The 18,965-nt window shown below is 68.1% G+C and carries 18 protein-coding genes and 2 pseudogenes; 14 read left to right on the top strand and 6 right to left on the bottom strand.

Annotation, left to right across the window (positions count from 1 at the left end):
• Window positions 1-537: IS110 family transposase (locus tag AB0G13_RS28660; protein ID WP_357880728.1), on the top strand; the 537-nt coding region annotated here is incomplete at its 5' end.
• Between the two features lie 72 nt (window positions 538-609).
• Here the strand turns inward: AB0G13_RS28660 and AB0G13_RS28655 are convergent.
• Complete coding sequence (locus tag AB0G13_RS28655) at window positions 610-1,230, bottom strand: class I SAM-dependent methyltransferase (protein ID WP_357880725.1); 621 nt, start codon at window positions 1,228-1,230, stop codon at window positions 610-612.
• 385 nt (window positions 1,231-1,615) lie between these two features.
• Between AB0G13_RS28655 and AB0G13_RS28650 the strand changes: the two genes are divergently transcribed.
• Window positions 1,616-1,840: a hypothetical protein gene (locus AB0G13_RS28650; RefSeq protein WP_357880722.1), complete on the top strand. Its 225-nt coding sequence runs from the start codon at window positions 1,616-1,618 to the stop codon at window positions 1,838-1,840.
• Window positions 1,841-3,099: 1,259 nt separating this feature from the next.
• Here AB0G13_RS28650 and AB0G13_RS28645 read toward each other — a convergent pair.
• From AB0G13_RS28645 to AB0G13_RS28630, 4 genes are all read right to left on the bottom strand, one after another.
• Window positions 3,100-3,366, bottom strand: coding sequence for a hypothetical protein (locus AB0G13_RS28645; protein WP_357880719.1), 267 nt, complete (start codon window positions 3,364-3,366; stop codon window positions 3,100-3,102).
• 4 nt (window positions 3,367-3,370) lie between these two features.
• Window positions 3,371-4,465: a hypothetical protein gene (locus AB0G13_RS28640; protein ID WP_357880716.1), complete on the bottom strand. Its 1,095-nt coding sequence runs from the start codon at window positions 4,463-4,465 to the stop codon at window positions 3,371-3,373.
• An 8-nt stretch (window positions 4,466-4,473) separates the two neighbouring features.
• Window positions 4,474-4,761 carry a hypothetical protein gene (locus AB0G13_RS28635; RefSeq protein WP_357880713.1) on the bottom strand — a complete coding sequence of 96 codons (288 nt, stop codon included), beginning with the start codon at window positions 4,759-4,761 and terminating at the stop codon, window positions 4,474-4,476.
• Between the two features lie 516 nt (window positions 4,762-5,277).
• Window positions 5,278-6,330 (bottom strand): hypothetical protein, encoded by a 1,053-nt coding sequence (locus AB0G13_RS28630; RefSeq protein WP_357880710.1) that lies wholly within the window; start codon window positions 6,328-6,330, stop codon window positions 5,278-5,280.
• 73 nt (window positions 6,331-6,403) lie between these two features.
• Between AB0G13_RS28630 and AB0G13_RS28625 the strand changes: the two genes are divergently transcribed.
• The 5 genes from AB0G13_RS28625 to AB0G13_RS28605 all read left to right on the top strand — a co-directional run bounded on the left by AB0G13_RS28625 (window position 6,404) and on the right by AB0G13_RS28605 (window position 11,421).
• The gene (locus tag AB0G13_RS28625; RefSeq protein WP_357880707.1) at window positions 6,404-7,054 is read left to right on the top strand and encodes a hypothetical protein; all 651 of its coding nucleotides are present in this window, start codon (window positions 6,404-6,406) and stop codon (window positions 7,052-7,054) included.
• Between the two features lie 15 nt (window positions 7,055-7,069).
• The gene (locus AB0G13_RS28620) at window positions 7,070-8,140 is read left to right on the top strand and encodes a hypothetical protein (RefSeq protein ID WP_357880704.1); all 1,071 of its coding nucleotides are present in this window, start codon (window positions 7,070-7,072) and stop codon (window positions 8,138-8,140) included.
• Complete coding sequence (locus AB0G13_RS28615) at window positions 8,137-8,649, top strand: DUF4913 domain-containing protein (protein ID WP_357880701.1); 513 nt, start codon at window positions 8,137-8,139, stop codon at window positions 8,647-8,649. Before AB0G13_RS28620 ends, AB0G13_RS28615 begins: the two co-directional genes overlap by 4 nt.
• A gap of 134 nt (window positions 8,650-8,783) precedes the next feature.
• Window positions 8,784-10,037, top strand: coding sequence for an NYN domain-containing protein (locus AB0G13_RS28610; RefSeq protein ID WP_357880698.1), 1,254 nt, complete (start codon window positions 8,784-8,786; stop codon window positions 10,035-10,037).
• 265 nt (window positions 10,038-10,302) lie between these two features.
• Window positions 10,303-11,421, top strand: coding sequence for a hypothetical protein (locus AB0G13_RS28605; protein ID WP_357880695.1), 1,119 nt, complete (start codon window positions 10,303-10,305; stop codon window positions 11,419-11,421).
• Window positions 11,422-11,643: 222 nt separating this feature from the next.
• Here AB0G13_RS28605 and AB0G13_RS28600 read toward each other — a convergent pair whose 3' ends face one another.
• Window positions 11,644-12,135 carry a hypothetical protein gene (locus AB0G13_RS28600; protein ID WP_357880692.1) on the bottom strand — a complete coding sequence of 164 codons (492 nt, stop codon included), beginning with the start codon at window positions 12,133-12,135 and terminating at the stop codon, window positions 11,644-11,646.
• Between the two features lie 127 nt (window positions 12,136-12,262).
• Between AB0G13_RS28600 and AB0G13_RS28595 the strand changes: the two genes are divergently transcribed.
• The 7 genes and pseudogenes from AB0G13_RS28595 (at window position 12,263) to AB0G13_RS28565 (ending at window position 18,736) form a co-directional block, all read left to right on the top strand.
• Window positions 12,263-13,468 carry a HEAT repeat domain-containing protein gene (locus AB0G13_RS28595; RefSeq protein ID WP_357880689.1) on the top strand — a complete coding sequence of 402 codons (1,206 nt, stop codon included), beginning with the start codon at window positions 12,263-12,265 and terminating at the stop codon, window positions 13,466-13,468.
• A gap of 375 nt (window positions 13,469-13,843) precedes the next feature.
• Complete coding sequence (locus AB0G13_RS28590; RefSeq protein WP_357880686.1) at window positions 13,844-13,978, top strand: hypothetical protein; 135 nt, start codon at window positions 13,844-13,846, stop codon at window positions 13,976-13,978.
• Between the two features lie 172 nt (window positions 13,979-14,150).
• Window positions 14,151-15,104: pseudogene (locus AB0G13_RS28585) on the top strand (DUF6596 domain-containing protein); the annotation flags it as partial.
• Window positions 15,105-15,374: 270 nt separating this feature from the next.
• Complete coding sequence (locus tag AB0G13_RS28580; protein WP_357880683.1) at window positions 15,375-16,634, top strand: carotenoid oxygenase family protein; 1,260 nt, start codon at window positions 15,375-15,377, stop codon at window positions 16,632-16,634.
• Window positions 16,635-16,653: 19 nt separating this feature from the next.
• The gene (locus tag AB0G13_RS28575) at window positions 16,654-17,535 is read left to right on the top strand and encodes a GntR family transcriptional regulator (RefSeq protein WP_357880680.1); all 882 of its coding nucleotides are present in this window, start codon (window positions 16,654-16,656) and stop codon (window positions 17,533-17,535) included.
• Between the two features lie 440 nt (window positions 17,536-17,975).
• Window positions 17,976-18,131, top strand: a pseudogene (locus AB0G13_RS28570) (transposase); the annotation flags it as partial.
• The gene (locus AB0G13_RS28565) at window positions 18,089-18,736 is read left to right on the top strand and encodes an IS5 family transposase (RefSeq protein ID WP_357880676.1); all 648 of its coding nucleotides are present in this window, start codon (window positions 18,089-18,091) and stop codon (window positions 18,734-18,736) included. The pseudogene AB0G13_RS28570 and the gene AB0G13_RS28565, both read left to right, overlap by 43 nt.
• Window positions 18,737-18,965: the final 229 nt, after the last annotated feature.

The following is an 18,965-nucleotide window of genomic DNA, read 5'->3' as shown; positions in this document are numbered from 1 at the left end:
CTGGTCACACGCTGCACCGCCCTCACCATCGACCCGACCAAGCTCAACGACCCGGAACACGCCACCGCAGCCGCACTGGCCGGACTCGCCCGACGGGTCGTCGCACTCACCGAGGAGATCACCACTCTCGACCGGCAGCTGGCACCGCTGGTCCGCCAGGCCGCACCACGCACCAGCGCCCTGTTCGGCGTCGGCACCGACGTCGCCGCTCAGCTACTCACCACCGCCGGCGACAACCCCGACCGGCTGCGCTCCGAAGCAGCCCTGGCCCACCTCTGCGGAGCAGCACCCATCCCCGCCAGCTCCGGACGAGTGCGCCGCCACCGCCTGCACCGGGGAGGCGACCGCGGCGCCAACCACGCCCTACACACCATCGCTCTCTGCCGCCTGCGCTACGACCAACGCACCCGCGCCTACCAGCAACGACGCATCACCGAAGGCCTCAGCAAGCAAGAGATCCTCCGCTGCCTCAAGCGCTACATCGTCCGCGACGTCTACACCGCCCTACGCGCAGACTTCGCCGCCCTCACCCCTTGACCTCCATAGGAGCATCGGGATGGCAACAACGCGCAGTCTGTGGGCGTGCCTGATGCGTGTCCGAGGTAAGGGTCAAGAAAGCGTGCTGGTGTTCACTCGGTGAGCGTGGACGGCAAGCCAGGTTCTGCTGGCCTGGGTTCGAGTCACGTGGTGGACCTCGAAGCCGGCGGCGGTGAGTAGGCCGGTCAAACCCGAGAGCTGATGAAAGGTGAACCAGCGTCGACGGTCGGAGCCATAATTGGATGCGATCTCCCAGCCCTCACCGTCGCCTTCGGTCACGTTCAGGTAGAGCTGACCGCCAAGGCGGAGAGTACGGGCAAACTGGTCTAGGACTGCGGGTACTTCTCGGTGAGGAACATGCAACAGCGCTGCCTGACACCAGATCGCGTCAACCGAGTCTGACTGCAGCGGAAGTCGCCGCATATCGGCCTGGGCCACGCCGGGTTGGCCTCCGGTTCGTAGTTGGCCGAAGGACAGGTCCAAGCCGATTACCCGCAAGCCATGCTCTTGAAGTAGCGCAATCTCACGCCCGGGACCGCAACCGACATCGGCCACCGTGGCTCCTGGTGACAGGCGCGCGGTCAGCAAGGCGATGTCTTCCAAGAGCCGGGAGTCGACGGCCGAGTTGACTCGGGTGTACGTCGAGGCGATCACGTCGTACGTCTGCTGAGTCTCGATGCTGGCGTCAGGCATGTGGGGGAGACTATCGATCGGGCCGACCACGAGCGGTGGGTGACTATCTGGGTGACGATCGGGACGAACGTCGACGGACGAGCTTGGACATGGGAGGACAGTCTGCCCAGCTCGCGTGTCATTGATGCAGCAGGTCACTGAGTCGTGCTGGTTGCCTGGGGGCAAGGAGTCCGCCGGGGCACACACGGGGCACAAGACACTGTGAGACGTCGGCAACCAGCCATCGACGACGTGAGCCCAGGAGTGGGCCTGAACAGCGCGCCAACCAGGTCTCCGCAGATCACGGGCGAGGCGGCCTAAGTTCCGCTTCAACTCACCGACTTCGGGCCGTGGACGGGCCGTCGGGACCGTGGCTGGGCTGTCAGATAGCCGTAGGGTGCGGGACATGCCTGAGGAAGTTGTTCTTCGCCTTGACCGACGGACAGCCACGTCGCTCGCGGACCTGATCTACAACATCGGCGAGCACCAGGCCGCCGGCATGCCCATCGCTCAGTTGTCGAGTGACGACAGCGAAAGGCTCGGGCGGGTGCTCTACGACCTCTGGCGAGCCTTGGGCGTCTCGCTCCCGTACGGCGACGCTCCCGGGAAGGAACCTCGACGCCGGATTTGATCGCTCTCGCGCGGAGGTCGCTGACAGCAGCAGTGACAGCAACGTGCCGAGAGGAGGGCAGCCGCCGCCGGCCGGACGCAGACAGCCGTCCGAGGTCGCGGACGCGGACGGACTCCGCCGGACGGAGCGCCCAGAACTTACAAGCGAGGGGTCGCCACTTGCGCGTCGCCTCTTCGGACTTGCGGAGTCCGCGGAAAACGATCACCATGAGCGGCATGTCCAACCGAAGGAGTCATGCCGCGTAGACGGCCGAGTACCCTACGCCAGCGTCAGTTGTCGAGCTGGTGGGCGGGCAAGAACACCTCCCGGATCCCTGGTCTTTCTCGTGGAACGACAGCTGCGATCGCCCGCTTGGAGCGGCAGCGCCTGTATCCGAAGGATGTCGAGAACGCTTACGCGCGGTGGCGCCGGGTCGCCAAAGGGCCGGTGAATCGACTCGAGCAAGCCGATCTCGTCGGGGACGAGGGCGACTTCTTCGGGTACCCAGACTGCGACTGCTGCGGTCCCCCAGACTTTGGCCGACGGAGTCTTGAACAGGCGATTCTGATGCTTCCCGTTCGAGCGCGACGTGACTTGCGGGCACAGGTAGGCAAGCTCGACGAGTTTCTGGCCCAGCGTCTTCGGCGCGCGGGTGCCACGTACCTGCTGCGTGTGTGGTGGGACGAGTGACAGCTGTCGCGTCGGCACGTGCCCGATCCGTGCCCGCAGTAGCGGTCAACATGGGCCACCACGGGCTCCTGCCTGACGCCTGTAGGAACCCAAGGTCGAGTTTGAGCGGTGGGCGGTGAACGGGCCGTCCAGATCCATCCGCTTCCCAAGCTGAGGTTGGCCCCGTCAGTCCTTGGGCTTCCACCAGGCCGCGAGCAGCCCAACAGCGGCGATGAGGAAGACACAGGCAAATCCCGCACATAGCAGCAGGCCGAAGCCAGCGAAGGTCCCGAATTCCACCAGCCGACTGTAGGCGGACCAGCCTCGACCACTGTCGCCCAGGAGACGGCCTGGCGGCCGGGGCACACAGGGGCACAAGACATCGTGAAATGTTGCGAACCAGCGAGCAGCCGTGGCAGACCGAGACGCCGTGTGAGCAGGCGTCGGGCGCTGTTGCCGCTGGAAGGTGCGCCGGGGCTCTGAGCCCGCCCAACTGCCGAGGAGCAGCCAAGCTGACGGGCAAGGGCGAACGATCGCGAGCCCGGACGCCAGGTGGCGCGCGGCAAGCAACCACGGGAGCAGGTGCCAGCAGCTGGCTCGTAATGCCAAGGTCAGTTCTGGTCGTGCTCGGTGAGGCGATCGCGCTCGTCGGGCGCCATCTCCTGGTAGGTCTGCCAGAAGGTGCGGAAGGGTTGGGCGAGTTCGTTGCCGTAGGTGTTGCTTGCGACGGCCTCCCGGAGGCCAAGCTCCCCGTTCTGGACGGCGGCAGCCATCTCGCGAAGCACGGGGTTGGGGCTGTGGCGGAGCTGGTCGAGGGCCGTTCGTAGCGCACCTGCTCGGTGCTCGTCGCCGCCGGCGATGTCGTCGATGTCATCCATGAGGCTAGGCCTTCGCTCCGGCGAGGGGGTGGTCGTAACGGCCGCCGTCGGGGAGCGCGGGAAGGGCGACGGTGTCGAGGTCGCTGAGTTCACGGTTGAGGGTGGCGCGGAAGGCGAGGACGGCGGCGGTGAGTTGTTGGCAGAGTTTGGTGGCTTGGCCCCAGAGTCGGAGCATGTTGCCGACTTCGGCGGCGGCGAGGCCGTAGCCGACGACTGCGCCGACGCCGGTTTTGGCGGTGACGGTTCCTGCGGCGGCGCTGATGCCGGCGATGATGGCGGCGTCCAGCATGCTTTTGACGACGCCTCCGAGGGCTTCGCCGGCGGACCAGACGGCGTCGGCCATCTCCTGGTAAGCCTTGCTGATGCGGCCGAGGGGGCCCCGGAGGTTGGAGACGGCGTTGGCGGTGGTGGTGAAGTAGCGAAAGGCTCCGTCGCCGGCGACACCCTGCCATTGAGGGTGCAGGGTGGTGGCGCCGGACTGGACGTTGTACGCCAGGTCGTGCAGCGCGCCGCCGACGTTGCTGATGACGGGTGCCATGGCGGCGAGGGATTCCCAGTCGCCGAAGACGCGGTGTTGGATCTTCTCGATGGGGTTGAACCCGAAGACGATGTCGAAGGCGCTGTTGGCCCAGGACGACGGGCTCAGGTAGTCCATCCACCCCAGGGCGTTGGACGGGTTGTCCGGCTCGCCAGGCGGGGTCAGGTGTCCGTGGACGTCGCGAGGGTCGACGAAGTTCGCTGGGGCGCAGGGGTTGTTCGCCAGCTCAAGTTCCAGTGGGGTGATGCAGCGGTCGACTGCCACGGGCAGTGTGCGGTCGAGGCGGTTGGCGGCGGCGAGGTCGGTGGTGCGGTAGTAGCCGGCGGCTGCTTGTAGTTCGGGGGCAGATGCCTCCAGGAGGCAGGCGAGCCGGTTGAGGGTGGCATTGATGACCTCGACGGCGTGTTCGTGTCCTGCTTTGGCGATGCTGAACTCTTCGCCCCCGGTTCCGGCTTCGGCGTGGCGGTTGAAGTAGCTGCGGATATCCCACACGTCCCCGGCTGCGCGGTCGACCTGCCGCGCGAAACCTGCTACCGCGTTGGGCTCGACGACCAGTGTCATTCCGATGCCTATTCGACGATGAAGGCGCCGGCCAGGCCGACGACCGCGAGGGTGACAGCGGCAGCGAGCAGGTAGAGGCGGGGCCGTGGGTTCCGCACGGCGTAGGTGCTCAGCCCGAGCGCCCCGCCGATGATCGAGGCCGCGTACCATGGCAGCCTCGCGGGAGTGACCTCGCCGATAACGATCATGTAGGTGGCGACCACAGCGAAGAAGATGGCCGCGTTGGCGATGGTCTGCCGCAGGTTCCGGTACGCCGAGTGCTGGAGCCTGTCTACCGACTGTTCGTAGGCCGCCATCGCTTCGGCGCGCTCCTCTGCCGACCGTGGCCGGCGGCTGCTGCGACCGCCCGGCTTCCGCCCCCGACTCATGCCCGCGAACATACCAACGATGGTCATGACGTCGCTGCCCTGAGTAACGACGAAGGAAGGATAGGCAGCGATCGAGGGCGGGCGGCGGTGCCCGAGGTCGCACAGGCGGACGGACGCTGGGCCAACGCTCACGGCCTGCGACCGGGCTCTCAGCGAGGGCCGCGCCGGCGATCCATCGTTCAGGGCCGGGCACAGATCCGGCACAACCGAGCACGAGTAACGGCGGAAGACGCCGGAAACCGACGGAAGGCGTTTCAGCAGGTCAGAAGCCGTGCCGGAGATCGCGTTGGAGGTCGGGAGGCCGGGGCTCTTACTTCCAGCGGAAATGCACGAACCAGGCCATGAGCCCTGCCGGCGCGAGCGCCAGGCGGCGGACCAGCGCTATGGTGCCGACTCGTAAATGCGCGGTCGGTCATCGTCAGGCTAAGGGCCGGGCAGCACCCCTTACCCGGAGTTGCTAGAGGTGTGGCGGCGCTGGCGGCCTGCTGGAGATCGGCGGGCGCTGGGTGTCGGCAGAGTTGCCTGAATTTCCTCCCTCAGAGCACCCAGCGCCGACACCACGTGCGCCTGCACGCTTTGCCAGGCCTCACGGATGTCGCTGATGGGGTAGGTCAGCCCGAACGACCGCAAGGCGTCGGCCGCCGCGAGCGCTGCATCCATGTGCTGACCGGCGTTGCGAATATGAGTCACGTTCTGCAGTGTGGTCAGAGCCGACTCGACGCGGACCATCGCCTCAGCCGTGAGGTGGCCGGAGAGGAAGGAGCGGAGGCGCCGCAGGGTTCCTTGCTGCTGATCGCCGGGGACGTCGAATCCCTTGAACATCTCGCCGAGGGCGCTGAGCCGGTTGTCGAGCTCCTCGGCGGTCGTCGCGTCGAAGGCAAGCCGGGCTGCCCGTTCAGCGCTCGGCACGACCAAGAGCCCGGCGCCGAAGCGTAGCCGCCACACGACGTCGAGATAGTCGAGCGCCGCTACGAGGCTCAGCGGGGAGGTGAGGACTGCAGCGGGCTGGGCGGCAGGCTCGAGCCAGGCTCGCAGACGGTGTAGGTACTCGTCGACCGACGATACGTTGCGGAAGCGACGCACGAATGGTGTGGGCTTCCAGACCTCGTTGCGGACGCCGCCGGTGCTCAGCCAAGTCGACGGCTCGCCTTGTAGGATCCCGGGCAACAGCCGGATCAACGGCTTGTCCTGAAGACCGAGGTCGCTCAGCACTTCAGGGCCGGACAGGGTCACCTCGATCACGTGGCGCGGGTCGTATGCGGCCTTGGCGCGACGGTCACTCAGCTCGTTGAGCACGGCGAGGAACATGTCCACGACGCCAGCATGAGCAGGCAGGTGGGCGAACCCGGCGATCGTTAGGCTGACGATGCCGTGCGGGGCTGTGCGGTTGCCCTTGCGGATCAGCGGTTTTCGGGCCAGCGAGTAGCCCAGCCGGCCATCGGAGATCCTCGGCATCGACCCCAGGACTGCTTCGACGTCGAGCCCCAGATCATCCATGCGTGCTTCGACGTACTGATAAACCGGCTACGCCGTCGCCCTGCCTGGCGCGGGCACCGGTGACGGGCAACCGGTGTGGTTCTCCGGTGGGCGCCTCGCCCCGGACCTGACCCTGCCGAAGCTGCGCCGCCGGTGGGGCGACTCGCCGCCGGCCGTCGGCCTACCGTCGGGAGGTGGGGTCACGGCCCGCGTCCAAGCCTTACGCGACGCCGCCGGCGTCACCCAGATCGCGGCTGAAGAGATCCGCCGCAGCGCCCGTGAGGATCCCGCGGCCGCCCAAGCCGTCGCTACCGCCGCAGCCGACGTGCTCACCAGCCTGGCGTACGCGAGGGAAGGCAGCCTGCGTGGATCCCTGCACCGGGCGGCGGAGGTGTTCGACCGCGCCGCACGCGACATGTACGCACGGACCGCGCGCACGACGTCCCGCTCGTACGAACTGAGAGCGATGTCACGGCTGGTAGCGCTCATGGGCCGCATCGCTGGAGACGAGGATTCGGTCGCCGCGATGGCGCTGGTGCTCGACATGGCCCGGCTCGCCGACGCGCTAGAGCACCTCCGCACCGCCCAGCAGCGGCTGCACCAAGCGCAGGCAGCCCGGGACGCAGCCCGGCAACTCCGGACCCTCGCCACCGGCTGGCAGCCGCCGGTAACGACGCCGCTCACCGTGACGGCAACACCCAGCCCAACAGTGGACAATGCCCGCCGCGCACCGCGGGCCCGGTAACGGAAGGAGCCCAGCATGATGCAACCGCAGCACGAAGACCCGGTCGACGAGGCCAGACAGAAGGCGATGCAATTCTTCAGCGTCGTCTCCACCCTCAGCGAAGCCGTCGCCCGCTTCGCTGCGGTGGGCATCCAGCGCAAGGCCGCCGAGGAGGAACGCGCCGCCGGCCGGGAGCGGGCCGCCGAGGCGGCCAGCCGCGAGGCCGACCGGCTCGGCGACGCCGTCCGCGCCGACCGGGAGCGACTCGCCCGCCGAGTCGACGGCTCGTGGCTGAAGGACGCAACCCTCACCGATGCGGCCCAGGTATGGCGTACCGCCACGGTGCACGCCGCCGCCGGCGACCCCGTCGCGCAGAAGCTCGCGGGGCTCGCCCTGGACCGCCTGGGCGACCTGCACCCGCAGTGGCGGACCGCGTACGACCGGCAGCGAGCGGCCGGAAAGTCCGCCCCCGACGCCGCCCGCGCCGCAGCCCACGAGGTCTGGGAGAGCGAATCGACGAGGGCCGGCGCCAGCGGCAGAGCAGCGCGACCGCACAGTGGCCCCGAGGGCCCGAAGCTGCGCGCCGGCGCAAACGGCAAGGCGCTACCCGCCGGTGGGAAGGCGCTCAACGACCTGGACGCCGCCGTACGCGCTGAAGCAGGACGGCTGCTCGCCGACGTCAGCCCCGAGGCGCTGGACCGGCTACAGCGTGACCTGCGCGCCAGCGGCCGAGCGCCAGCGGCGGACAGCCTCGGACTGGCACGCCAGTACGTGAGTCAGGCCCGCAAGGCAGGCGCACTGACGCCGGTGGTCGCCAACGCCGCCGATCGCGACCTGCTGGCACGCGCGGACGAGGAGCGGGCGCAGGCCCGCGCCGTCGCAGGGACGCCGGATCACCCGCGCACCGCAGCCGACGAGCATACCGAGGGGCTCGTTGTGGCCACGGGGCATTTCGGATCGGCCAGCCGCGACGAAGCCGTGGCCCAGCAGCGCCGCCTCGGCAGTACGTTCGCCCCGCTGGTCGTCGGCGGGAAGGTGGACCCTCTCGTGGCCGCCAAGCGGCCGGCGACCGTGGTACCGGAGCGGGTCCGGGCGGTGACGCGATGACCAGCGTGGAAACCTCAAGTCCTTTTGGCGAGGTGGACGGGACGACAGAGGACCTCGCAGCCCAGGTGGCGCTGTTGACCAGGCAGGTCGCCGAACTTCAGCAGGTTGTCGCCGACCGCGCGGCCAGCGGCGGGGAGGGGCAGCCACCGGTGTACGCGACCGTCGAGGAGTGGGTCCGCGACTACCTCCTGCCGGGATTTCCCCGACCGGTCGGCGAGGTTGGGCTGGTGCGGTGGCACTGGTGCGAGCAGTGGTGGCGCCACGACGAAGCCGTGACCAGGCTGACCGCCTTGTGGTACGGCTGGGAACACGCCCGGCTGGAGATGACCGGCATGCTCGGCTGGCTGCGCGAACTGGACCACCACCTGCCGGTGCTGCTCGGCCCCGACGGGCCGTTCCGCTCCTGCGCCCCCGGCATCGACGGCAGCACTGCCCGACACAAGGCGCCTTCCGTTGCTGCCTTCGAGCAAGCGCCGGAGCAGTGGTGGGACTGGTGGGATACCAAGTAGGCACAGCGGCCTTTTTCTACCCGCTGGTCCTCGACACTCGTCCTGGCGGCACGGAACTGGGGGTCGAACGGTCGACGCCGGGCACGTCCTCGGCCGTCTATGGTCGATCAGTCCACGTTCCCGGAGGTAGCGCCATGGCCGAAGCCCAGCTCGCTTCGTATCGCCGTGCGGCGCTATTCGTCGACTTCGAGAACGTGTACATCGGTTTGCGCAACTCGAGCCCCGACGCGGCTACGGCGTTCGCCACTGACCCTGGCCGTTGGGTGCGGTGGATGGAGCAGGATCTCGGCCCATTCCGGGTCGACGACGACGAAGTCCCGCGGGTGCTGCTACGTCGGATCTGCTACCTGGAGCCGAGCCATTCCGGCAAGTTCCGTTCATACTTCACTCGAGCCGGGTTCCGGGTCGTGGACTGCCCGTCGCTGACGAGCATGGGCAAGAACAGTGCCGACATCCACATGGTGCTCGACATCCTCGACACCCTGACCCACCCGACCCGATTCGACGACTTCGTCGTCCTGTCGACCGACGCAGACTTCACCCCGGTGTTCATGCGGCTGCGGGAGCACGACAGGACCTCGGCGATGCTGGTGAGCGGGCCGACCGCCGCCGCGCTGCAGTCGGTGTGCGACTTCGCGATTCCGGACATCATGTTCATCGAGGAAGCCTTGGGCCTGAGCCCGTCGCAAGCCGGAGTGGACCAGGTCCGCACCCCCGTGCCGCAGCCACGCGCGACCGCTGCTGCGCCGACCGACCGCGACAGCAACAACGTGCGGAACCGCCTCGAGGCGGCGGTGCGGCAGCTTGTGGCACAGTCGACGACACCGGTCGACCTCGCCTCCGCAGCACACTACGTCCGCAAGACCGTGGGACGGGAGGCGACGACAAACTGGGCCGGGGCGGGCGGGTTCAAGCAATTCGTCGCGGCAATCCAGAGCGACACCCTGCTGCTGGAGCCGCGCCACCCCGGCTGGCTGCTCGACCCGGCCAGGCATGAGCTGGTCCAGCCCGCGAGCGCGCCGGAGATCGCCGAACGAGTGAGCCGGGTCGTCGGAGCACCGCTGATCGGCACAGACGCCTACCAGGCACTGTTCCGGTCGATCGCCGAAGAGGGCCGCGCCAACCCCGCCTTACCACAGGCGCAGGCGGAGGAGGTGATCCGTGAGGCGTGCGGCCGGCGGGGACACACGGTCACGAGGAGCGCGATCCACTTCGTGCTTATCGGCCTGAAGTACAGCGGGGTCGACTGGCGGGAAGCCCGACACGACGCGGCGAACCTCGCCTCGGAGTTCGCCGGTAACGTGCTGCGGCTAACGGTCAACGCCCGGATGGAGTTGTCGGAAACGGAGCGGGCCGCGGTGTGCGCGTGGATCCAGGACGAGCACTGAACCACGCTAAGCCCGCCGCCACTCATGAACTCCGACCAGATCCCAATGTGCTGTCATCGGCACGACCGCGCGCCGCCACCCTTGGACAGCGGCTGCGAGCCGTGACGCGCGGTCGGCGGCAAATTGGTGCGTTGATTCTCCACGCAGGGTCATGACCCGCGCATTCCGTTGTTGATCACCACAACGGCACGAGGTGCCGGCGAACGCAGGCGGTGGGTGCCGGGCACTGGGTCCTGTGAGCGGGCGGTAGCTGCTATGGTCCGGCATGCTGCTCAACCGCCTGCGTACCGCCGTCGATGCTGACCACAGCCAGTATCTTGTGGCCGACCACGACGCCGATATCAGCCGTGAGTTCACCACCGGAGGTACCGGACTCATCGGCCCGACGGGCGACGCGGCCGTCGTGTACACCGGCACTGCGTACGGCCCGGTTCGGCTCACGGTCGAGGCGCATGATGTCCCACCGGCCCTCGACCCGGAATCCTGGGACGAAGTCGTGGACGTGAGTTTCGAGCTGCCCAGCGCGAGGCTGGCCATCCGGACCCTCATGTCGGGCCCTGCCGCCACCGTTGACATCGCATCCGGTGGGGGTGCCTACTGGCTTCGGCTGCACGCGCGCGGACGCGACGACGCCCGAGACGACCCCAAGGGCGAGGACGACGAGCCGGTCGAGGAACACCTGATCGTGGTCTGGCCTGCCGAAAGGATCCCAGGCGTTCCGCACGCCGTCGTGCACAAGGCCACCGACCGGGTCGGGGCCTACCACCGACACGAGGAAGCTCGGCGAGGTAGCTCAATCTCATTCACTGTAGAACTTCGTACCTCACCAGCACGGTGGTCCATCCCTGACTGGGTACGGTGGCCAGACGAGCCCGGCGTACAAGTGCCGGTAGACCAGGCCGTCCTTCGCTCGGCCCGTCTCGACTTGACCGTGACCGCGGTGACCGTGTACCGGACGGGGTGCCTGATTCTCCTCAACGTCCATGCGCGGCGGTCAGATCTGGACCTGCCCGGATGGAAGAGGTTCAGCGATGTAGCACAGCACGGGTTCGGCTTCCCCGGACACTCCGTTCGCCGCCCACTCCATCCCGATGCGCTCCGGCTGAGCGTCGCCTGGCCGGGCCAGCCACCGGTGATCTCGGCGAAGGCCAGGGATACCGACAGCCAGCGACCCGACGGGCCGACTCTCGTGGGCTACTGGCACGGCGCCACCGTCATGGGGGACTTCGTGGTCGCCGACCATCGGGCGTGGCTGTGGCCGCGACCACCCGCGCACTCGCTGCAGCTTACGGTGGAGTGGCCAGGCCTGGGCGTACCACCGACAACGGTCACGCTCGACGGTGGTCGAATCGCCGCCGCCCACCGGCCCGGCGCTGACCACTGAGCACCGGCAGCGGCTAACGAGCACCTGCTCAGAAGCAGCCCGCAAGACCATTCCACGGGGCGACCAACCCACCCACGACTCGTCGGCGTACTGACGCCAAGGTGCCGCCAGGGACGGACGTGGACCATGCACGCTGAGCACTGACATCGGCACGGCCGGACGACCGAGCATCGTGACGTTGCGTAGCGCGCGACTCGCGGCAGATCCCGACACTTGCGAGGTTCACTGCTTCAAGACGAACAGCGGTGGGTTGCCGCGCGTGGGTGACCAGCCTGGGCCGCCCGGAGCGTCAGGCAGCGCGAACCAGCGACCTTCAACCACCTCGCGTAACTGACCCTCGCTGGCAAGGTGGGTGCAGGCCGCGACGATGTCCTCATGGCTGTAGCCGTCATCGGCGGCTTCGTTGAGGAACCAGCGAATTCGCCAGGCGTCGAATGCTTCAACCTCGCGCCCGAGCACGGGATCGGTGACCAGGTCGACGTCGGTCTCCCTGCCATCGGAGCTGATTATCCGGCACCCCGCGCCGTGGACGGTGTACTCGATCCCGCTGCTGGTAAGGCCCTCCCGCGGCAACTCCCGCCGCGAGCGGACCGCTGCCAGAAGACCCGCGATGTCTGCGACGGGAAACAAGTCGGCGAGTAGTCGACCACGCGTCTCGTGTAGGGCGGCGGCGAAGCGCCGAACGGCGTCAACCGACGAAGCATCCCGTGCCATGCGCCCCAGTATGAGGATCCTGCCTCCGCACATCGGCGCGACTCCGCGTCTGCCCGGGGGCGGACGAGCGGGTTGATCTTGCCGGTTCCGTGCGCTGTTCCACCATCGGGTGTGGCATGGTGACCGGGTGATCGACAGCCGTGGGGCCTTGGAAGCCGTGGTCCGGCACGCCGTGGAGCTTGAGGACGATTACGACGCCATCGCACCGGCTCTCAGAGAGTTGGAGGCTTGCGGGGACATCACGTTGGTGCCCCGGCTAGCCGAGGCACTCGACCGGTTCCTCGACGAAGGGAACTTCTACGGTCGCGACCTGATTGCTGGCGTCTTGGCCGGCATCCAGGGCGTGGCGGCGGTCCCGGCGCTGCTGCGCGCCTCGGCCCGCGAACTCGGGGACGACCAGGACAGCTTGCAGACCGAAATCATCGACCTGCTGCACGGGAACCGGCCGGCCGCCCGGCGCGCAGTACTTGAGTTGGTCACCGGTGACGCGCTCGAGCTGCGCCGCGAGGGGCTGTGGGCACTCGGGTTCGTGGCCGAAGCGCAGGACGTCGAACTGCTGGCCGGTGCGGCGACCGATGCCGACCCGAAAATCAGATCCGTGGCGATCGGCTCGATTCCTGACTCAGCCGCTGACGATCGAGCCTTCGAAGTGCTCGTCGAGGCGCTGCGCGACCTGGACGAACAGGTACGAGTGTCGGCGATTAGCAGACTTGGCTACAGCGGCAGGGCTGACGCGGTGATGCCGCTCGCTGCCCTCGCCGCTGACCTGGCGCCGCGGGTACGGTCCATGGTCGCGTACGCACTCGGGCGCCTCGGCAACCGCGAGGCGACCCCGGCCCTGCTGCGGCTACTCAACGACCCCGATTCGCACGTCCGCGAGAACGCCCGCAACGCCCTCGGCTCGGTCGGCGGGCCGGCCGCAGTCGACGCCCTGCTCGCGCTCGCAGCTGACGAAGACCTGGAGCTGCGGGTCGAGGCCGCCGAAGCGCTCGCGAAGGCGGTCGATTCCGATCCCCGCGTGGCACCGCAGCTCACGGCGCTGGCGCGAGACGACCAGGCAGCGGTACGGGCGGCCACCATCCATGGATTAGTCAGCGCCGGTGGCAGGCCAACGCACTGGCGGAAACTCCTGGTTGAGCTCGCAACCGACCCGGCCCCCGACGTCCGTCAGCGGGTCGCGGTTGCGGCGCGACATCTCGCGCCTGACGCAGCCCCGGACATCCTCCACCGGTATGCCAGCGACCCCGACCCGATGGTACGCCGGCTCGCCGGCACCGAACTAGACCGACTGACCGACCCCACCGCCCACTGTCTGGCAACCAACAATCGGTGATTCCACGGCGCGGCGCCTGATAGACGAGCCGAAACACGTCCACTCATCGGCCAGTCCGGGCGCCGCCTGCCCTTCCCCGCATGACGCTGCGTAGCGCACGGGTCGCGGCAGATCCGGATGCCGGAGAGCGGCATGTGCGGACGTACTGGTCAGGGTCTTCGCGATCAATCTGGTCCAAGAGCCTGTCCGCGCTGGGCGCGCTTGAGGAGGTGGAGCGCGGTCGCCGCGAAACTGTCGTGCTGTCGGATCGCTGACGACGCCGTAGCGGAAAGTTTTTGGAAAAGCCCGGGAGGCGGTGTCGGATCGGGGCGGTGGTGTTCGTAGCAGGGGTGAGGCCGCCCACGAGGGGCGGCGCCAAGGTAAGGAGCCGCAGACATGAAGCTGACGACCATGACCCAGGTCACCATCGATGGAGTGGTGCAGGGAAACGGCCACGCGTCGGATGAGGACCGCAGGAACGGATTCGAGCGCGGCGGATGGGCCCGGGGGAAGGGTGACAACGAGACCTAGGCGTTCATCAACCAGACCTACCAGCGCGCCGATGCGTTCCTGCTCGGCCGGCGGACCTACGAGCTGTTCGCCGGCTCGTGGGGGTCCCTGACGGTTCAGGATGTCCCTGGCTGGGAGCCCGTCATGCGGGCGTTGAACACACAGCCCAAGTACGTGGCGTCGACCACACCCGCCCGAGCCTGTCGGCACCATCGACGACGATCAACTCCGGCTGATCTTCACCTGCTGTCACCCGGCGCTGGCGATGCAGACCCGCGTAGCGCTGACGCTGCGCATGGTCGGCGGTCTGACCGTGCCCGAGATCGCCCGTGCCTACCTGGTGCAGGAGACCGCCATGGAGCGGCGGATCACCCGCGCGAAGGCCAAGATCAAGGCGGCCCGCATCCCGTATCGGGTGCCGTCCGTGGAGGATCTCCCGGCACGCGTGTCTGGCGTGCTTGCCGTCCTGTTCCTGGTGTTCAACGAGGGCTACCTGGCCACCGGCCCCGACACCGATCCCCTACGTCACGACCTGACCGCCGAGGCGATCCGGCTCACCCGCCTGATCCGTGCCCTCATGCCTGACGACGGTGAGGTGGCCGGGCTGCTGGCGCTGATGCTGCTCACCGAGGCCCGCCGCACCGCCCGGGTCTCGGCCAGCGGCGAACTGGTTTCCCTGGCCGAGCAGGACCGTGGGGCCTGGGACGCCGCGCTGATCGCCGAGGGGCATCGGCTGGTGCGCGGGCGTCTCGCCGCTGCCGCCGCCGGGGTGGCTCCGGGTCGCTACCAGATCTTCGCCGCGATCAACGCCGTGCACACCTCCGCCCGCGATATGCGCGACACCGACTGGTCGCAGGTCCTCGCCCTCTACGACCAACTCATCCGCCTCGACCCCTCCCCGGTCATCGCCCTCAACCGGGCAATCGCAGTAGCCGAACTCGACGGCCCGGACGTGGCACTGGCGGCCGTCGACCGTCTTGAGGACAAGCTGTCCGGCTACCACCCCTACCACGCCACCCGCGCCGAACTTCTGCGCAGGCTGGGCCAAAGTCAGCAGTCGCGCGCGGCATACGACAAGGCCATCGAGTTGGCAGGCAACACCGCCGAGACCGCCTACCTGACACGCCGCCGCAACCAACTGCGGTAGCGCCCACGGATCCCGATCGACACCCCGCGCGCAGCGGCGGCCGACCCCGGCGCAATCAGATCGGCCCGACACCAGCATGAGGTCGTCAGCTTCTGACGGTCGGCACTGCACTGTCATCGGCACGAGCGGTCGGCGTTAGATCTGCCGGGTAGCCGGACTGCGATGCCGCGAGGGCTTATTCCAGAGGGTTAATGCTTTTGCACTAGTGCACAGCGTGGCATTTCCCCTTACAGGCGAGGGCTCAGGCGTCTTCCTTCGTACGGTGTCCACATGAGGTATCTGGAAAGGCGTTTCGCGTCCGTCACTGAAGAGGTCACCGCATATGATCTCCCGGTTACCGGGCGGATCCCGGCCGAGCTCAACGGCCGCTACCTACGCAACGGGCCCAACCCGCTGGGCGTGGAAGATCCCGTTGTGCACATCTGGGGTATGGGCCAGGGCATGGTGCACGGGGTGCGGCTGCGTGAAGGCCGGGCCGAGTGGTACCGCAATCGCTTCGTGCGGATCCCGGGCTTCGCGCCCATGGTGCACGTGATCGAGCATGCCCAGCGAACCTTCGCCATGGCGGAGGGTGGCCTGCCACCCGCCGAGCTGGACGAGGAGCTGAACACCGTGGGCGTTTGTGCCCTGGGAGGGACCGCGGAAGGGTTCACGGCGGGAGCGCACTCCAAGCACGACCCGCTCACCGGCGGGCTCCATTCGCTGTCGTACATGCCGGGTCACGACGTCGTCCAGTACATCGTGACCGACGCCGAGGGAAGCGTCGTCCAGACCACCACCATCCCCATGACGCGAACGCCATTCATGCACGACTTCGCCCTCACCGAGAACCACGTGGTGTTGTGGGACACGCCGCTGGGCTTCGACGGGTTTGACTGCCGGTGGTTGGCGGAGCACCCGACGCGGGTGGGCGTCATGCCGCGGACCGGAGGTGACGTGCGCTGGCTGGACATCGACCCGATCCATGTCAGCCACACGCTCAACGCCTACGACGACGGGGACTCGGTCGTGGTCGACCTGGTCACGGCCCAGGGGCCGTTCGATCCCGCCGACCCTGGGGCGATCCGGCCCACACTGGACCGTTGGACGATCACGTCGGAGGCGATCCACCAGCGGCACATCGACGACCGGCCGCAGGACTTCCCGCGCGTGAACGAGACGCGTACAACCCGCCCATACCGATACGGTTACTCGGCCGCAACCGCCCTGTACGGAATCCCGTTCACACCCGAGGGCTCGCCATCGGACGACGCCTTCACCAACGCCCTGGTCAAGCATGACCTGGAACGGGGAACAACCGAGGTACACGGGTTCGGGAATGACGAGGCGGTCGGGGAGGCCGTGTTCGCCGCCGCGGGGCATGGGGAGGACGAGGGGTACCTACTCACGTACGTGCACAATCCTCTTCGCAACGCCAGTGACCTGGTGATCCTTGCGGCCCAGGACTTCACGGGCGAGCCCGTCGCGCGCGTCCACCTCCCGGTTCCGGTGCCGCTCGGCCTGCACGGCAACTGGCTGCCTGACCGCTGAGGCATGGCAGCATGACGTCGTGAACGATCTCCAACCGCCGTATCTCCAGATCGCCGCCGACATCGAGCAGCGCATCGCCGATGGAGAGCTGCGGCCCGGCGATCCCATCCCCACCACCAGGGCGATCATGGGCGAGTGGGGCGTGGCAATGGCGACGGCCACCAAGGCGCTGGCCGCCCTCAAGCAGGCAGACGCCATCGAGTCCGTGCCTCGGGTCGGCGCCGTGGTCGCTCGCCGGAGACTGCCCTCGCGTTCGGCCGGCGGTCTCGAACGCGACCGAGTCGTCCGCGTGGCAATGGAGATCGCCGACGCCGACGGCTTGGCCGCCCTGTCCATGCGGGCGGTGGCGGCCAAGCTCGGGGTCGCCACCATGACCCTCTACCGGTATCTCGACGCCAAGGCCGAGCTCACCCAATTGATTGCCGACGCCGCATTCGCCGAGATCAAGTATCCGGAGCCGCCGCCGGGATGGCGTTCCCACCTGCGGGTGGCCGCTCAGCTGCAGTGGGCGACCTACCAACGCCATCGCTGGCTGCCGCGGCTCGTGTCCATCACCCGGCCGGCCACGCTGCCGGGCCTGCTGGCGTACGCACTGTGGACCCTGCGCGCGCTTGACGGCCTCGACCTGGACCCGCGCACACGGCTTCACGTCTACGCCACGATGGTCAACTACGTGCGAGGGACGGCGGTGAACATCGAGAGCGAGGCTGGTGCTGAGCTGGACACGGGGATGACGAGCGAGCAGTGGATCAAAACCCGGCTCCCCATCGACGGGCCGCTGATCGCCCAGATCACGGAACCGGGCACGGAGCTCGATCTCGAGTCACTGTTCGCCTTCGGCCTCGAACGCCTACTCGACGGCCTGACCCTCATGATCACGCCCCGGAAGATTCGCCGGTGACCGGACCTTCACCAGCGCGGTGTCGTCAAACACGCCGGCTGGAATCCACTTGGCCGTGTAATCCTGTGTCACCTGCGGGCAGCGATCTGCCGGACGCCGGGTCGGCGAAAATCCGCAGACGCCCACCTCGGTGAGCGTGGCGGACCGCGGGTCCGCGCCCGTCCTAATGAGTTCTGGGAGTAAGAGCCTGGTAAATAAGGGTTTCGGGAGGCCGGCGGGGTCGGTGCAGATCGACAACCGTGACGGCGTCGGCGTGGCTGCGTGACATCAGGGAAGGGCCTCCGGTACGAGCAAAGGCGACAAACCAGCACGACCGAAGGCCCAACCCTGTCTGTATACCTTGTCGCCGGTGTCGCCGCATCCACCACCCCGGCCACCCTCGATGCTCACCTGCCCACCGCCCGGCCACGGCACTACCCGTCCGACACCAGCGACGCCGAATGGGCCGTCCTCGCCCGTACGTCCCGGCCGGCACCGGACGTGGCCCGCCGATCATCTACCCACGCCGCGACATCGTGGACGCCATCCGCTACCTCGACCGCACCGGCTGCCAGTGGGACGCGCTACCGGCCGACTTTCCCCACCACAAGCTCGCCTACCACTACTCAAGACCTGGACCGCCGACGGAACGCTGCACCGCATGCACAACAGCCTGCGAGAACAGGTACGTGAGCAGATCGAGGAACGTAACCGGCAACCGGCGGCCGCGCTGGTCGACTCCCAGTCGGTACGCGCCGCGGAGACCGTCGGCCGCCCCAGCCGCGGCTACGACGCGGGGAAGAAGGTCAACGGCCGCAAACGGCACATCGCCGTGGACACCTGCGGACTGCTCCTCGCGGTCCTGGTCACCGGCGGCAACGTCCAAGACCGTGACGGCGCCCGACCCCTGCTGTGGGCGCTACACGCATGCTTCCCCACCATCCAGCTGACCTGGACCGACAGCGGCTACGCCGGCAAACTCGCCACCTGGGCCGCCACCCACCTCACCCTGACCGTGCAGATCGTCGCCAAACTCGCCGGACAGACCACCTTCGTCGTCCTACACCGCAGATGGGCGGTCGAGCGCACCTTCTCGTGGATCAACCGGTGCCGACGCACCATCCGCGACTACGAACGGCTACCCGGCCACCACGCCGCGATGGTCCAATGGGCCATGATCATCGTCATGGCCCGCCGCCTCGCCCGCCACCAACACACCTGAAACCCTCATTTACCAGGCTCTTATCCCGCCGTTCCTAGAACCTGGCCGAACGCCGGGTGAGCACTGCAGCATCCGAGGGCATCACGCTCCGCGCAGCGCCGTACGCGGCAATAGCGGATGGGCGTTGTGCCCGCCTCACCCGGGTGACAGACGGTGGCCGAGACCATGGAAGCTCGCTTCATGGATTCGTTGCTCGCTGACCTCAACCACCCGGCGATCGAGGCGTTCC

This window comes from Micromonospora sp. NPDC023633 (assembly GCF_040640035.1).
Lineage (GTDB): Bacteria > Actinomycetota > Actinomycetes > Mycobacteriales > Micromonosporaceae > Micromonospora.
This window is presented reverse-complemented; position numbering and strand designations above follow the sequence as displayed.

Bases quoted from the DNA above. Each gene is read 5' to 3' on its own strand.
- AB0G13_RS28600 (WP_357880692.1), bottom strand. From the start codon at position 12,135: ATGGCACGGGATGCTTCGTCGGTTGACGCCGTTCGGCGCTTCGCCGCC.
- AB0G13_RS28590 (WP_357880686.1), top strand. From the start codon at position 13,844: ATGAAGCTGACGACCATGACCCAGGTCACCATCGATGGAGTGGTGCAG.
- AB0G13_RS28645 (WP_357880719.1), bottom strand. From the start codon at position 3,366: ATGGATGACATCGACGACATCGCCGGCGGCGACGAGCACCGAGCAGGT.
- AB0G13_RS28650 (WP_357880722.1), top strand. From the start codon at position 1,616: ATGCCTGAGGAAGTTGTTCTTCGCCTTGACCGACGGACAGCCACGTCG.
- AB0G13_RS28635 (WP_357880713.1), bottom strand. From the start codon at position 4,761: ATGGCGGCCTACGAACAGTCGGTAGACAGGCTCCAGCACTCGGCGTAC.
- AB0G13_RS28630 (WP_357880710.1), bottom strand. From the start codon at position 6,330: ATGGATGATCTGGGGCTCGACGTCGAAGCAGTCCTGGGGTCGATGCCG.
- AB0G13_RS28580 (WP_357880683.1), top strand. From the start codon at position 15,375: ATGAGGTATCTGGAAAGGCGTTTCGCGTCCGTCACTGAAGAGGTCACC.
- AB0G13_RS28655 (WP_357880725.1), bottom strand. From the start codon at position 1,230: ATGCCTGACGCCAGCATCGAGACTCAGCAGACGTACGACGTGATCGCC.
- AB0G13_RS28605 (WP_357880695.1), top strand. From the start codon at position 10,303: ATGCTGCTCAACCGCCTGCGTACCGCCGTCGATGCTGACCACAGCCAG.
- AB0G13_RS28620 (WP_357880704.1), top strand. From the start codon at position 7,070: ATGATGCAACCGCAGCACGAAGACCCGGTCGACGAGGCCAGACAGAAG.
- AB0G13_RS28640 (WP_357880716.1), bottom strand. From the start codon at position 4,465: ATGACACTGGTCGTCGAGCCCAACGCGGTAGCAGGTTTCGCGCGGCAG.
- AB0G13_RS28610 (WP_357880698.1), top strand. From the start codon at position 8,784: ATGGCCGAAGCCCAGCTCGCTTCGTATCGCCGTGCGGCGCTATTCGTC.
- AB0G13_RS28615 (WP_357880701.1), top strand. From the start codon at position 8,137: ATGACCAGCGTGGAAACCTCAAGTCCTTTTGGCGAGGTGGACGGGACG.